The sequence below is a fragment of the Planctopirus limnophila DSM 3776 genome (assembly GCF_000092105.1).
Taxonomy (GTDB): domain Bacteria; phylum Planctomycetota; class Planctomycetia; order Planctomycetales; family Planctomycetaceae; genus Planctopirus; species Planctopirus limnophila.
Genome location: NC_014148.1, coordinates 1,165,072 through 1,178,545 on the forward strand (window position 1 = coordinate 1,165,072; position 13,474 = coordinate 1,178,545).

A 13,474-nucleotide genomic window follows, 5' to 3' on the forward strand; every position below is an offset into this window, starting at 1 on the left:
TGGCCCGGAAAGCAACGCGGGCCAGATCAATTTTGCAATGGAAAGCGAATCCATGTCCATGGGATTTGATGATCAGGATGTCGTCTCGGCAGAAACCATGCATGGGCATGATTGGCCTTGCCTGCGGCAGTTCTGCGTGTTTCTTGAAAATCGAGTCGGTCGGCTCAATGAATTGATGCGGCTGCTGGAATCGGCAGACACGCGTGTCATTGCTGTCTCGCTGGTCGATTCTGTCGATTTTGCGATGGCCCGGCTGATGTTCAGCAATGCCGAGCGTGCGCGGGAAAAGCTGGAACTCTCCGGCTTTGCCTTCAGTGAAAGCGACGTGATTGGGGTGCTGCTTCCCGATGGGGACAAGCCGATGTCAAGCGTCTGTACAGAGTTGGTTAAGGCGGAAATCAATATCCATCATGCCTATCCGCTGCTCTTCCGGAAAAATGGGATGGGAGCCGTTGCACTATTTGTGGACGACAATGACCGTGCTGCACAGGCGCTACGGGCGGCCGGCATGGAAATTCTGACAGATGGTTCACTGCTGGATGATGACGAGTCTTTTTAGCGGATTGATGAACGTTATCATTCGGATTCCAATAATAAATTACGCTCCCTGGAATGGGGTGGCCGGGGGTGAGCGTCTTCGTGAACCCCCAGATCGTGCCGAAGATTGCTGGGGGTTCGAAGACTCAACCCCAGCCACCGGCCGCCATCAAAATACAAAAAGATCCTGACTATCGATCGATAATCAGGATCTTTGTTATATGAGCAATGAGCAGACGAGGCTTACGGAATCAGAACGGTATCGATGACGTGGATGACGCCGTTCGAGGCTCCGATGTCGGTCTTGACGACCTTGGAGCTGTTGACCTTCACGCCGTCGGTGGTGTCGATCTTCAGGACGCCGCCCTGAACGGTCTTGGCTTCCTTGAGCTTCACCACGTCGGCTGCCATCACCTTACCAGGGACAACATGGTAGGTGAGAATCGCGACGAGCTTGGCCTTGTTTTCTGGCTTGAGCAGGTCGGCAATGGCGGCATCGCCCAGCTTGGCGAATGCTTCATCTGTGGGGGCGAAGACGGTGAATGGACCTGGGCCCTTCAAGGTTTCGACCAGACCGCCAGCCTTCACCGCGGCAACCAGAGTCTTGAAGCTTCCAGCACCCACAGCGACGTCGACAATGTCGCCACCCTTGGCAGCAGGAGCGGCTTCGGCGGGGGGAGCAGGTGCTTCCGGCACGGCAGATTCCACATAGGTGGTGGCTGCGACTGCAGCGGCGGGAGCATGTGTCGTGTAGGTCGTTGGGCAAACCTGTGCCTGACGGGTACGACGGCCAGCTTCTGCCTGACCTGAGGAGAGGATCAAGCCGGAGGCAACACATGCCAACAAAAGACCAGTGCCAATGCGGTTCATTTCAGATACTCCTGAGAAGCGTGAGTTGAGAACACCTGAAAGGTTCTAGGCACTGATTATGAATCGACAACCACTTTCTTGTTAAAACAATTAAAGTCCCTCATGGATCCATCGTGAACGTGAATTCGTGCTCTTCAAGAGGAGCATCTTCAGAATTCAGCCTTGTATTTTCTGGTCAGGAGACTGCGGATTTCGATCAAGCCTTCGCGAATCTGTTTCATCTCTGAAAGCTGCACGGTTTTGGCATTCGCATTGACAGTGAGGTCAATCGTCATGCCGTCGCCATTCGAAGCGTAACCAGCAGTGCTCCAGGCTCCATAAGGATTGGCCTGAGCCATGGCGTAATACGAATCGGCTCCACTGGCAGCACGCAATACGCCACGTTGTAGCCCGGCATTCCTCAAAGCGTTGGCCTGATATCGCAAAGAACTGCTGACTCTGCGACCATAGTTCAACAAATCTTCGTCGACATTGAGCAAAGGGAGTTTGTCGAGTTTATCGGCACTGCGTTCGAGCATGGTCATGTGATTATCGCGTGATCGCTTCATCGCATCCTGGAGATCGTCGAGCAGCGTATCAACCGAGTGGAAGTATTTCTGCGAAGCGGCGACAGTCAATTGTTCTGTGCTGGGTGGCTGGGCTGTGGAAGGGGTATTTCCTGCAGATCCGCTGTGTTCGAGCGGGTTTTTTAAGAGGCTGAGAATGCGGCGGACTTCGGCTGCTGTCAGACTTCCTTCGCCAATGATCGAATGCGACTCAACGCGCCATGTCCAGTCTTCGGCAGCACCGGGTGAGGCTCCCAAAGCCTGTAATCCCTGAGGGACTAAGACTTTCACCAGTGGTGTCAGAGCGGCTGCAGACTGTTCAAAATGGACCACGAGTCTGCCACGAATCGCATCCTCCACGGTCACTTCGAGTTTGGCCGACTGCAATGAACTGAGCACGCTGGTCGCGTTGGCTGTGTTGACACCCTTGACTTTCGCTTCATTAACCAGAGTCTCGACAAACCGCCCGGCAGTGGCAGAACTGAGGCTGTCTCGAAGGTCAACCACCATGCCGATGACGGCTGTGGGAGATCGTGTGGCGTACTCTTCACACAGTAGTGTGCCGGGGCGGGAATTGTTCGCCGCTCCCTTTTCGAGCCAGCGCGACAATGCCTGGCGACCGCCGCGACCTGTTGAGAGCCAAAGACCATCGGCTGTTTCAACGACCCACTGGCCGTCACGAGTGAGGGTGGCAGGTCTCTCGGAAAGTTTTTCCATTTTTGCACCCGTCATGAGGGACAGGCTGTCGAGCGTGAGGCGTGGTGAGGGAACACCGATGGAGTAATCCTGTCGTGTCGGAAGTCCCGGCTCGAAATCCATCTGGGCGGCCAACAGCAAACGATCGAGGCCGGGAACAAGAATGGTGGTTTTGTTGACGAAGCCAGCCCGCGACTTTTCTTCCCAACCTTCGCGAAGAGCCAGAGGGCTCTTGTAAAGGGTAGCCGCATCGACCCAGGCGGCGACGTTCGCATCTTCTGGTAACCAGTTTTGAGGTTCGTGGGCGGCTGCGTTAGACACACTCGATATATGGAGGAATCCACAGGCGAATAAAGCCAACGAGAGTCGCAGGGGAGTGGTGGCTTGTGGCCAAGTCCATCGGCGGAGATTCCGACCAGAAGCGAGCAGGAAATTGACCACGAATCCCACCTTTCACTCACCACAGTAGTGTCACTCAGAAGTGTTCAAGAAGAGCCACAGCATACTCGATGAGCACGGTTTTGCATTTGAATTCGATGTGAATTCGTGTTGGCTGGTGATCCACTGCTGATGGAAACAGACTTTGGCGTTTAGGGCTTGAAAGGGAGAGTGTTCGAGTTGGGCAGTGAGGTGCCAAGTTGATCAAGAGGGTCGGGAAGGGCATACCGAGAGGATCGTGATTGGGCGGGAGCTTGTGATCCTGGAGCAATTGAGGCTGCTGGAACTTGGGGACGCGGCGATTGGCCACATCATGGAGTTGGGGAACAATGGTGGATGAGCCCGGGCCTCACTGACGAAGACGTGGGAGAAGGGGGAAGGGTTGGTGCATTTCGTCGGAACTTCATGCACCCTACAAATTCAGGAAGGCGGCCATCATCCCGGCCTTCTCCCGCGAAGACGCGGGAGAAGGAGGAAGAGATAAGTCTTTTCGAAGTGGATTACTTGTTTTCTGCTTCGGTTTTGGGAGGTTGTGGCTGGCTGGCTTTCACAAGGGCCTCGATCGAGAGTCTCAGGGCTTCGACTTCTTTTCGGAGAGATTCTTGCTGAGCCTTGATGGCCTGGATATCGGCACTGGGTTCGGCCTGGGGGAACGAGAGGCGTTCCATCCGTGCCAGTGGTGCGGTTTGAAGTCTGGGAGCGCCGGGAACTCCTGGTGCGGCTGGAGCCATGTTTGGCTGTCCGCTGCGCTGCTGCTGTTCCTTGATGATGCGATCCATTTTCTCGCGTTGCTCTTTGACGGCCTGTTCATATTGGCGGCGGGCATCATTCATGGCTTTTTCGGCTTGCTGCCGGGCTTCCTGTGTGGCTTCGGTGAACTGACCTTGAGGGACAGGCATGAAGCCCATGGAAGGCATGGGGGGCAAAGGCATGGCATGCGGGCCGGAAAGTCGGCCAAAAAGAGTACGAACCTGAGCCTGAACTTCGGGAGGGAGAGTGCTGATTTCGCTTTCGGAAACATCCCAGGTCGAATCGCCGCGTGTGACCTTGATTTTCCCTTCATCCTTGCCCGTCTTGGTGTAGTTAACCGTCATGTTCTCGGGCAGATGCTGTGACGTGGTCGTGACGAAGACAGGGCCGGCAATCCGCATGCCTGTGCGTTGCCCTTCGACGGGAACTTCTGTGGAAGGCTTGAGAATCAGAATATTGCCGTCCTTGGTGGTGGTGACTTTGAAACTTCCCTGACCATCATCGGCGACAGAAACGACGACTTCAGTGGTATCATCACCCGCGGGTTCGGCAATCACGGTATAGGTTTGTGTCTCAGAATTGCTGGTGTCGTCAGAGTCAGATTTTTTCAGCGTAACTTTGCCCGATTGGACAATCACCTGACCGCTGCGGATCTCGCCATTTGCAGGCTGTTTGGCAATGGGCTGACCTGTCCGCGTGGTGTTTTTCTTTTCGGTTGTGGTGTTGTTTTTGCCGGGTGTGCCATCACTGATTTCCAGAGTGACGGAACCACTGCTGGAACTTTGAGTGAACCCTTGCGAGGACGATGTTCCAGAGCCCTGGCCACTTGATGGTGCACCAGAGCCGGAGTTATTCCCTGTGCCTGAACTGCCACCAGAGCCGGATGTACTGCCGGAACCAGAGGCTCCTCCGGAGGCAAAGGCACCGCCTGATGCGGAGGCTGTACCGAAGGCTGAGGCATTGCCCGAGGAAAAACCACCCGTGACTGACTGACCAGTTTTGGGCTTCGCGGGCTGAGCTGTATTCTTTTTGAGGCGCGGTGAGGGAGCCTGTTCCTGAGGAGTTTTGATCTCATCGGCGATGATGTTCGCGGAGTGGGATGCCAGCACCGTGAGGATCAGGGCTGCCACAATTCGGGACCAGCGGGGAGTCTGCATGGGAAATCCTTAGAGAGAGCTAAGTTGGTTGTTAAGTGAAGTGATGATTCTTTAGAGAGAGGCGTGGAGTTGGTGCATTTCGTCGGAACTTCATGCACCCTACAAGAGGAACTTCATGCACCCTGCGGGTCTGCTGGGTGTTTTTAAATGCTTAAGGGAGCGGTTGTTTGGCAACGACCATGAGATCTCGGACTGGCATGAGGCCCCGGCGGCCATCTTCCAGAGAGACTTCGATCCATTGATCCTGTTGAATCACTTCGGCATTGTGTGGAGCAAGAGCCTCCTTGAGCTGACGTGTTAACTTCTCCTGCGATTCCCGCTGATCAGCCGTCATCGCGAAGACGTTCTCCATGTTACTGGCTTCAATCACCGGAACACTCACTGGACGAGCCAGCTCGACATCATCCGCGAACATGATCTGAACTTCGCCGGGAAGAGGTAATTGATCGCGAGCGTGCGGAAACGCATCGATCGTGGTTGTCACTGCGGAGTCGGCTTGATCTTCATCGAGAGAATTGACAACCACCGGCTGGGGAGTATTGCCTGTCGGACTCGTCGGGTTTTTGCCGGCAATGGTGGAATTGGCTGGTTGAGCGGCCATTCGCAAATCCTGGCGAGATCCTGTGATCGACTGAGATGACCACCAGCCCCCACTAAAGGCCATGACCAGCAGCGCAGCCACCAGAACTCCTTGTGACCATCCGGGAATGTTTGCCCTTCTGGACTTTTTCAGTGTTTTTCGATGAACAGAAATTGACGATGTCACTGGTGTGGTCAACGATTGAGGAATCACTGAAAGGGCTGCAGGAGGTGACGCTGCTGGCAGCGTCGTGGACGGAGTCTGCTGGAAAACTCTTTCGAGCAGTCGGTGTTCGAGCAGTGCCAGTGCGACGGCCCGCCACTCGCCGTGAAGTTCTGTTTGTTCAAGGAACAACGCTTCCTCGGCTTCGGTTAACTCGTGATCGATCAACCTGTCGAGTTGCTCGGGCTGCCATTCGCTGGTTTGAAATTTCATGGGGTCGTCTCACTCAATAAAAAATGCGCCGAGAGGAGCTGGCGTAATCTGACTCGCGCTCGATGAAGCTGTGTTGTGACCTGTGATTCGGTCAGGCCGAGATGCTTTGCGATTTCGAAGTAGCTCCATCCCTGGGTGTATTTTAAGGTCAGCAGTTCCTGATCTTTGGGAAGCAGTCGGGCTATGGCGGACTGAATCAGCTTCTCTCGTTCTTTGGCGAGCAACAGGCCCAGTGGATCTGGGGTCGATTCTTCGTCGTATTGCCGGTTGGCTGAAGTGGCGTAGCGATGCAACATGCGGCGGCGTCTTCCTAAACGTCTGCGGTGCATGAGAGCGGTTCTGACAGCGACCACATAGAGCCAGGCAGGGGGAGGTTCGGCCTGCTGAATCGAAAAATCGGACTTAAGCACGGAGACTATGAACTCTTGAAACAATTCGTCGACGGCCTGTGGATCAGCGGAGCGGATCGAGAGCACCTGACGAATCCAACTCTGCTGCTCCAGCAGATACTTGCGTGTGTGTTCGGCCTGATCGCCGGGAGAGGCGAGGCAGGGAAAATTCTTCATCCGTGATCTCGCCTGCAGGCTGTGACTAGTGACTCAACTCGAAACGGTGACGACTCACCTTACTGTTGCCAGAAGACACAAAAACTTGCAGGGATTCTGTGCTTTTTAGGTCAGTTTGGAGCAATGCAGCGTGTTATGACCATGTTACTGCGACGTAAGTCTTGTGAGGATAGATTGTTGCAAAAAAACTTGCGACATCGACGTTTCTTTATGTGTATCAACATGATGCATGTCGGTCATCGTGAATCGATCACCAGACGAAAAAATCCTGGGATAAAACGAGATCTCCTCCATGACGCGGGGGGATAAACTTTCGTAAGATTTTGTGACACCGGTTGCGCTCACGGCTGGATCATGCAGTTCCAGAAAAAGGCATCACCCCAAGGGTGATGATCTTCTTCGTCGAAGTTTCGATCAGCCGGGCGACCCGTTAGGCCTGCTGATTGACTCCCCACAATTTCTGCGGTCGTCGAGCAATAGTAGGGCCTGAGTATGCGTCAAGTTTTCCGTGCTGTCTTTCAGTTTCGATACTCGTTCATCGTTCTGAGCCTGTGTGCCAGTCTGGCTGGAGGCATTTCTCCAGCAACTCTTTGGGCCGATGATGGTGAAGCTGTGAGCCCCAGTGGCTACAAGCTGCCGCCCAAAGAAATGGTCGAGATCATTGATGCGCCACTTCCTTCGCAGTTATTGCTCTCGCCGAACCATCAGAAGTTTGTGCTGATTGATCGGACTCCGTGGCCATCGATTGAGTTCTTCGCCCGCCCCTTCCTGAAGCTGGCCAGTTTGCGTGTGGATCCTGAACTTTCAGTTCAAAGGCGAACAGCCGAGTATTTTCGGATTTCACTGAGTTCGCTGCCACCCAAGACTGAACCGGTGGTGCTTGTCGAACAGAAGGGGTTATCGACGCCGATCTGGTCACCAGCCGGTGATCGACTGGCCTACACGGTCGATACAACGGGTGGGATGGAGTTGTGGGTTGTCGATGTGAATGCTCCCCAGCCTGTCCCTCGCCAGGTGCCGGGAGTTCTGCTGACTGACATTGCGGGTTCGCCATTTCGCTGGATCAATAACGGGAAAGAACTGCTTGTCCGGCAGATTCCACCTGCTCGCGGCGCTATGCCTGTCGAACCGACCCAGCCGACAGGTCCGATTGTGCAATCGACGTCTGGTCAGAAAACGAAAGCCAGAACCTATCAGGACTTGCTGAAGACCCCTTACGACGAAACGCTCTTCGACTACTTTGCGACGGTGCAACTGGCTCGTGTTGATGCGTCAACGCTGGAAATCATTCCTGTAGGCCAGCCGGGATTATATACCTCGGCTTCCGTCTCGCCTGATGGTAGTGCCATGGTGGTGACAAAACTGAAAAGGCCGTTTTCCTATCGAGTTCCCTATAGTCAATTCCCTCGAACAGTCGAGGTGGTTGATCTCAAAACAGGTGCCACGCTACGTACGCTCAGTGATATCAAGTCGCCACAGTTCTCGTCGAGTTATGGCGTGAGTGCGGGTGGCCGCATGTTCGAATGGGATCCTCATCACCCTGCTAAACTTTATTGGGTCGAGACTCTCGATGGTGGAAATGCAGAAGCCAAATCGAAGTTTCGCGATCGACTGGTCACGCTGTCGACTCCTTTCAGTGGGCCGATTGCAGAAGTCCTGCAAACAGCCGAGCGGCTCAATGATCTGGATTTTACAACGACTCCTGATGAAGTTCTGATTACCGAAGTTAATACGATCCGTCGGTGGAAAACAACAGCGGTCTTGAATCTGGCCGACCCAATTGCGAGCCGACGGGTGCTCTTTAATCTTTCGACGAGTGATGCTTACGCCGACCCTGGTAAACCCGTGCGAACTCGGACGGTGGATGGGCAAAGCGTCATCCTCAAGCAGGGGACGACCTTCTTCATGGAGGGAACAGGGAGTTCACCCGAAGGGGATTATCCATTCCTTGATCAGATTGATCTGGCGACTGGCCAACGATCACGGCTGTTCCGATCTCAGCGGGGAACTTATGAAACTTTTGTAGCATTCACCGATGAGACTCAGCGAACGATACTTACTCAGTTTCAGAGCCCCACGACTCCACCGAACTATTTACTAAAACAACTTCCGCTTCGCCGGGAGGAAGTGGAGACAGCGGGAGAAGCTGCTGCAGTGAGTGCGCTGGCGCCTGTCAAATTTGATACAGGCGGTCGGTCGCTGGATCCCATTGTTGGGGCTGCAAAGCCTGAGTTCCCCGTGGGTGGGGAATTGCTGGGAGCCGTCACGAAGTTTAATGATCCGCATCCGCAGTTTACTTCGTGTTCGAAAGAACTCCTGACGTATCAGCGGGGTGACGGTGTGCCCCTGTCGGCTACGCTTTATCTTCCGCCGGGTTATGACCGTACCTCGGGGAAAAAACTCCCGGTGATCATGTATGCCTATCCGCGTGAATATTCTGATGTCCAGACAGCCGGCCAGGTGCGAGGCTCTCCTCATAAGTTTACCCGCTTATGGGGTGCCAGCCCTTTAATGTTTTTAACTCAGGGTTATGCGATCATGATGGATACGGCGATGCCGATTATTGGTTCGCCCCGCAAGATGAACGATACTTATGTTGAGCAGTTGGTGGCAGATGCCGAGGCGGCTGTGAAAGTGGTCACAGATCTGGGCGTGGGTGATCCTGATCGAATCCTTGTCACGGGTCATAGCTATGGTGCATTCATGACTGCCAACCTGCTGGCCCATACTGATCTTTTTGCGACGGGTATTGCCTGCAGTGGAGCTTATAACCGGACGTTGACTCCCTTCGGTTTTCAGAACGAGCCGCGAACATTCTGGGAAGCACCTACGGTCTATGCGAGGATGTCGCCGTTCTTTCATGCCAACCGCGTGCGTGAACCGATCATGCTGATCCACGGGCAGGAAGATCAGAACTCGGGGACATTCCCCATGCAATCCGAACGCTTTTATGAAGCTCTGGCTGCCAATGGTGCAACTGCACGGTTAGTGCTGCTCCCTCATGAGGGTCATGGATATCTCTCGCGGGAATCGATCCTGCATCAACTGGCGGAGATGACGGCCTGGGCGGATCGATATGCCAAGAATGGAAAGAGAATCAAACCGAGCGAGAACAAATCGCCGGGCAATAATGTGCCTGCGAATGGAGATGCTGCCGCAGCCAGTGCTAAGGCCTCGGATCCGGTTTCAACGGGCAAAGCACCTACTGCCGATCGTGACGCGACGGAAGGAGTGGTGGACGAGATTGAGCCATAATTTGTTGGTAGTTGTTGAATTGGACTCCAGGATTTAACAGATCTTTGTGTGCGATGGTGGCGGCTGGGAGCTGGTCGTTACAATTGACGCGATGGCGTTGTCACGTGTCACCAAATTGTTTGACGTTGGTGGTTTATGCTGCTGTCGTCGAGAGTCATGAATGCATGTTCGGGATGCATTCTGGCTGGTGACGTCGATTGTTCAGGAGGCGGATGAAGATATCCGACCCCTGCCACCCGCTCTGACTGCAAATGTGACATTGAGGGGCGCAAAGACCACGCCCTTTCGCAAAGCCTTCAGGGCGTGCCACCCAAATGCGAGCCACCCGTCACCAATATTGTTTGTGGGACGATGACGGCAGGTTGTATGCAAAGCTGTGAAATACCAAGAGACCCCGGAAAGGTCTTTCCGGGGTCTCTTGGATGAGTGTTCGACTTACTGAGTCGTGATTCGCTTAAGCGGCGACTCGCAAGCGTGGTGTGGTGTGCCAGGGAGTTGGGCCTGTGGGGCCATCAGGAACTCCATTCCACTGGTGTTTGTGGAGGCTTTCGAGCACCATCTGTGCGGTTTTCATGGCAGCCACGCCTTCATCGCGCCCCACCAGCGGTTGTTGCCCAGTCTGCACACAGCGGACAAACTGCTTGAGTTCAGCCGTGAGAGCATCTGCTTCAGCAACAGGCAATGTTTCCGGGTGCAGATAACGAGTGAAGACTTCTTTTTTCAACTGTTCGATATTGGCACCAGGTTCTTTCGAACGGGCCAGAGGAGATTCCCCCTGCAGCAGTTCGAGCGAGGGAGTCATCCGCCAGACTGTCCGGGCATGCAGATCGACATGAACGGTGCCTTGCAGGCTGTAGGCTTCGATTTTTCGAGATGCTGTCGGATGGACGCGGTTGGCTGTGAGATCGGCAATGCAGCCATTGGCGAAGTAAAGCCGGGCCTGTGCCATGTCTTCATGTTCGCCCATGACGGAGACGCCCATGGCTTCGACGTGCTCGACTTCATTCGAGCCAGCCAGCCAATGCATCAGATCGATATCGTGAATCATGAGGTCGTGAACGACGCCGATATCGGTCGAGCGGAACGCATACGGGCTGACGCGTTCCGCCTTCAGGTAGCGAGGTGTATCGATGTAAGGCTTGGCAGCGACCATCGCGGGGTTGAAGCGTTCGATATGCCCCACCTGGAGGAGTGTTCCCATCTGGCGTGCCAGTTGAGAAATCTGCTGGGCGTCGGAGAGATTTCCAGCCAGCGGTTTCTCGACAAGTACCGAGACACCCGCACGGAGGAAATCACCGGCGACACTGAGATGGGCAAACGTGGGCACCACGATCGAAACGGCATCGACTCGATCGAGGAGATGCTTGTAGTTCGATACCCAGCGAGTACGACACTTCTCGGCTACTTCCTGACCACGTTCGGCGTGACTGTCAACAACAGCCACGAGATGAACATTGGGAAGTTCGCTCAGGATGCGGGCGTGATGCCGACCGAGAGCACCGACTCCAATAACTGCCATTCTGACCCGGCTCATGCCGCTCTCCGTAATGGATGTGGATTGGCAGGGCGACTGCGGACGGCTTCACGAGCACGTCCCTGTTTGCCCTGTCGCTGCTGCTCCAGAAAATCGAGCAGGTTGGTAAGTTCCCAGGGAATTACATCGTCACAGGCTGCCAGTAAAGTGTGCCTGGCCTCGTCGAGAGGCTTGTGCTCACGGAATAACAGGCGATGTGCCTGACGAATAATGTTGATTGTTGAATCGGGTAAACCACGTCGCTTGAGGCCAATGAGATTGACGGAAACGATCTTGGGCTCATCGCTCCCGGCAGAAATCATGTAGGGAGGGATGTCTGTGGGAGCCCGGCAGCCACCAGAAAGAAAGGCGTGTGTCCCAATCGAAGCGAACTGATGAACGACTGAATTTCCCGAGACGAAGGCATGGTCATAGACATGGACATGTCCGGCCAGCAGACTGCCATTCGCCAGAATGATGTGGTTGTGCACATAGCAGTTATGTCCCACATGGCTATTGGCCATGAGATAATTATGACTGCCAATGCGGGTGATGTAATCTTCTTTTTCGGCACCGCGATGGACAGTCACACCTTCGCGGAAGGTGTTGTCATCGCCGATGTCCAGGTAAGTTGGAGCACCGGAGTAACCGAGATCCTGCGGTTCGCCACCCAGTGCCACAAATGGATGCATACGATTTCGCTGGCCAATAATCGTGTGACCAGTGATCGTGACGTGACTATCGAGTTGACATCCCGAACCAAGCGTTACATGCGGGCCAATTACGCAAAATGGGCCAATATGTACGTTGTCGCCGATCCTGGCGTGTGGATCGATCTGAGCAAGTGGTGAAATTCTTGAGGCCATGCGGCGACATCCTTGTCTAACGCATGACGCGGGGCGGATGGAGAAGTCGGGTTGCGGAATGTTGAGTTCTGCAAGCTGCTTCACGAAGGGCCGCAGCGTCTTTCATGTGGTGGGAAGGTGGTAAAAGTGCTTTCTGCGGATACTCTCGATCAATCTGGAAACGTGATGATTCTCGTTTTCACATCAAAGGTTATACGCAATCAACCTAGGACTGTAAGGCCATCTCTTGCGGTAAATCTTTTAAAGGGAAGTGGGGTTGGAAACATACATATTCAGGAGCCCGAATGATTTCGTGAGTCTGCTTGATCCGTTCAATAATCTGGTGATTGTGATGGTGCCCGGTGCGGAAGGCCCGGAAGTGGCCATGCAGATCACAGCCAATCAGGGCGAAATCGCCAATACAATCGAGAATCTTGTGGCGGACGCATTCATCTCGCGTCCGCAGTGCGTTTCCAATCGGGCCATCAGGGCCAAAAATGAGAAGATCTTTTTCTGTGACACGCTGGCCGTAACCCTGGCTTTGAAGATATTTGACTTCCTCTTCAGCGACGAAGGTCCGAGCAAAAGCCACCAGGGTAATAAATGTCTCGGGGGTGACTTCCAGCGAAAAGGACTGAGGTTTGATTGGTGAGCGCGGGCCGTAATCGAGTTCGTAAGTAATCACCAGGCCATGCCGACTGATGGGACTGGCTGACAAAGCGACCGAGTCGTTTTCGGTCACAATTGCCTGAGGCTGGGTGACCACGATCAGGTCGCGATAGGCATTCTGTTCGACAATCCCACCATCGAGCAGGCACTGTACGAAATCGAGGCTTGATCCATCACAGCCTGGAGGTTCTGGAGCATTGAGACGTACCAGGCAATTATCAATCTGCAGACCAGCGAGGGCAGCCATCACATGTTCGATCAACTCGACAGTGACTCCACCTTGTGAAATGGCGGTGCGACGCTCTTTGCGGATGACGTTCTCAATACGAGCCTGCACAGGGCCGGTCGATTTGAGATCTGTCCGCTGGAAGCTGATCCCCATTCCTTCGGCCTGCGGATGAAACGAAATGGTGACATCGGCATTCGTAAAGAAGCCGATCCCACTCATTTCAACGGCCCGTTCCAGTGTTCTCTGGCGTCTGGGCGCGCGCATGACCTGCTCCATCGGGGAAGAAGACCGGTTAATCAAGCTACATCGTAATTTAGGATGCAGCAGGAACTCGCAAGCGATGCAACATGAATTCTGAGTCTGTAGATATCTTAGTCACGAGAGCAAGA

The 13,474-nt window shown here is 54.2% G+C and carries 10 protein-coding genes; 2 read left to right on the forward strand and 8 right to left on the reverse strand.

The window, feature by feature from the left end:
- Positions 1-52 precede the first annotated feature (52 nt).
- Positions 53-559 (forward strand): acetolactate synthase, encoded by a 507-nt coding sequence (locus PLIM_RS04735; RefSeq protein WP_041402966.1) that lies wholly within the window; start codon positions 53-55, stop codon positions 557-559.
- A gap of 221 nt (positions 560-780) precedes the next feature.
- Here PLIM_RS04735 and PLIM_RS04740 read toward each other — a convergent pair whose 3' ends face one another.
- The 5 genes from PLIM_RS04740 to PLIM_RS22440 all read right to left on the reverse strand — a co-directional run bounded on the left by PLIM_RS04740 (position 781) and on the right by PLIM_RS22440 (position 6,574).
- Entirely contained in the window at positions 781-1,233 is a 453-nt protein-coding gene (locus PLIM_RS04740; protein WP_041402968.1) for a fasciclin domain-containing protein, read from the reverse strand.
- A gap of 323 nt (positions 1,234-1,556) precedes the next feature.
- Positions 1,557-3,089 (reverse strand): hypothetical protein, encoded by a 1,533-nt coding sequence (locus PLIM_RS04745; RefSeq protein WP_041401127.1) that lies wholly within the window; start codon positions 3,087-3,089, stop codon positions 1,557-1,559.
- Positions 3,090-3,586: 497 nt separating this feature from the next.
- Positions 3,587-4,993: a hypothetical protein gene (locus tag PLIM_RS22435; RefSeq protein ID WP_013109187.1), complete on the reverse strand. Its 1,407-nt coding sequence runs from the start codon at positions 4,991-4,993 to the stop codon at positions 3,587-3,589.
- A gap of 151 nt (positions 4,994-5,144) precedes the next feature.
- Positions 5,145-6,008: a hypothetical protein gene (locus PLIM_RS04760; RefSeq protein ID WP_013109188.1), complete on the reverse strand. Its 864-nt coding sequence runs from the start codon at positions 6,006-6,008 to the stop codon at positions 5,145-5,147.
- Positions 6,005-6,574 (reverse strand): RNA polymerase sigma factor, encoded by a 570-nt coding sequence (locus PLIM_RS22440; RefSeq protein WP_013109189.1) that lies wholly within the window; start codon positions 6,572-6,574, stop codon positions 6,005-6,007. Before PLIM_RS22440 ends, PLIM_RS04760 begins: the two co-directional genes overlap by 4 nt.
- A 492-nt stretch (positions 6,575-7,066) precedes the next feature.
- Here PLIM_RS22440 and PLIM_RS04770 point away from each other — a divergent pair, with 492 nt between their 5' ends.
- On the forward strand, positions 7,067-9,829 hold the full coding sequence (locus PLIM_RS04770) for a S9 family peptidase (RefSeq protein WP_013109190.1): 2,763 nt from the start codon (positions 7,067-7,069) through the stop codon (positions 9,827-9,829).
- A gap of 454 nt (positions 9,830-10,283) precedes the next feature.
- Here PLIM_RS04770 and PLIM_RS04775 read toward each other — a convergent pair whose 3' ends face one another.
- From PLIM_RS04775 to PLIM_RS04785, 3 genes are all read right to left on the reverse strand, one after another.
- Entirely contained in the window at positions 10,284-11,363 is a 1,080-nt protein-coding gene (locus PLIM_RS04775) for a Gfo/Idh/MocA family protein (protein ID WP_013109192.1), read from the reverse strand.
- On the reverse strand, positions 11,360-12,208 hold the full coding sequence (gene lpxA / locus PLIM_RS04780; RefSeq protein WP_013109193.1) for an acyl-ACP--UDP-N-acetylglucosamine O-acyltransferase: 849 nt from the start codon (positions 12,206-12,208) through the stop codon (positions 11,360-11,362). Before lpxA ends, PLIM_RS04775 begins: the two co-directional genes overlap by 4 nt.
- Positions 12,209-12,413: 205 nt before the next feature.
- Complete coding sequence (locus PLIM_RS04785; RefSeq protein WP_013109194.1) at positions 12,414-13,349, reverse strand: UDP-3-O-acyl-N-acetylglucosamine deacetylase; 936 nt, start codon at positions 13,347-13,349, stop codon at positions 12,414-12,416.
- Between the last annotated feature and the right edge of the window lie 125 nt (positions 13,350-13,474).

Coding starts and splice junctions, on each gene's coding strand:
- PLIM_RS04760 (WP_013109188.1), bottom strand. CDS start 6,008: ATGAAATTTCAAACCAGCGAATGGCAGCCCGAGCAACTCGACAGGTTG.
- lpxA (WP_013109193.1), bottom strand. CDS start 12,208: ATGGCCTCAAGAATTTCACCACTTGCTCAGATCGATCCACACGCCAGG.
- PLIM_RS04785 (WP_013109194.1), bottom strand. CDS start 13,349: ATGCGCGCGCCCAGACGCCAGAGAACACTGGAACGGGCCGTTGAAATG.
- PLIM_RS04770 (WP_013109190.1), top strand. CDS start 7,067: ATGCGTCAAGTTTTCCGTGCTGTCTTTCAGTTTCGATACTCGTTCATC.
- PLIM_RS22435 (WP_013109187.1), bottom strand. CDS start 4,993: ATGCAGACTCCCCGCTGGTCCCGAATTGTGGCAGCCCTGATCCTCACG.
- PLIM_RS04735 (WP_041402966.1), top strand. CDS start 53: ATGTCCATGGGATTTGATGATCAGGATGTCGTCTCGGCAGAAACCATG.
- PLIM_RS04775 (WP_013109192.1), bottom strand. CDS start 11,363: ATGAGCCGGGTCAGAATGGCAGTTATTGGAGTCGGTGCTCTCGGTCGG.
- PLIM_RS22440 (WP_013109189.1), bottom strand. CDS start 6,574: ATGAAGAATTTTCCCTGCCTCGCCTCTCCCGGCGATCAGGCCGAACAC.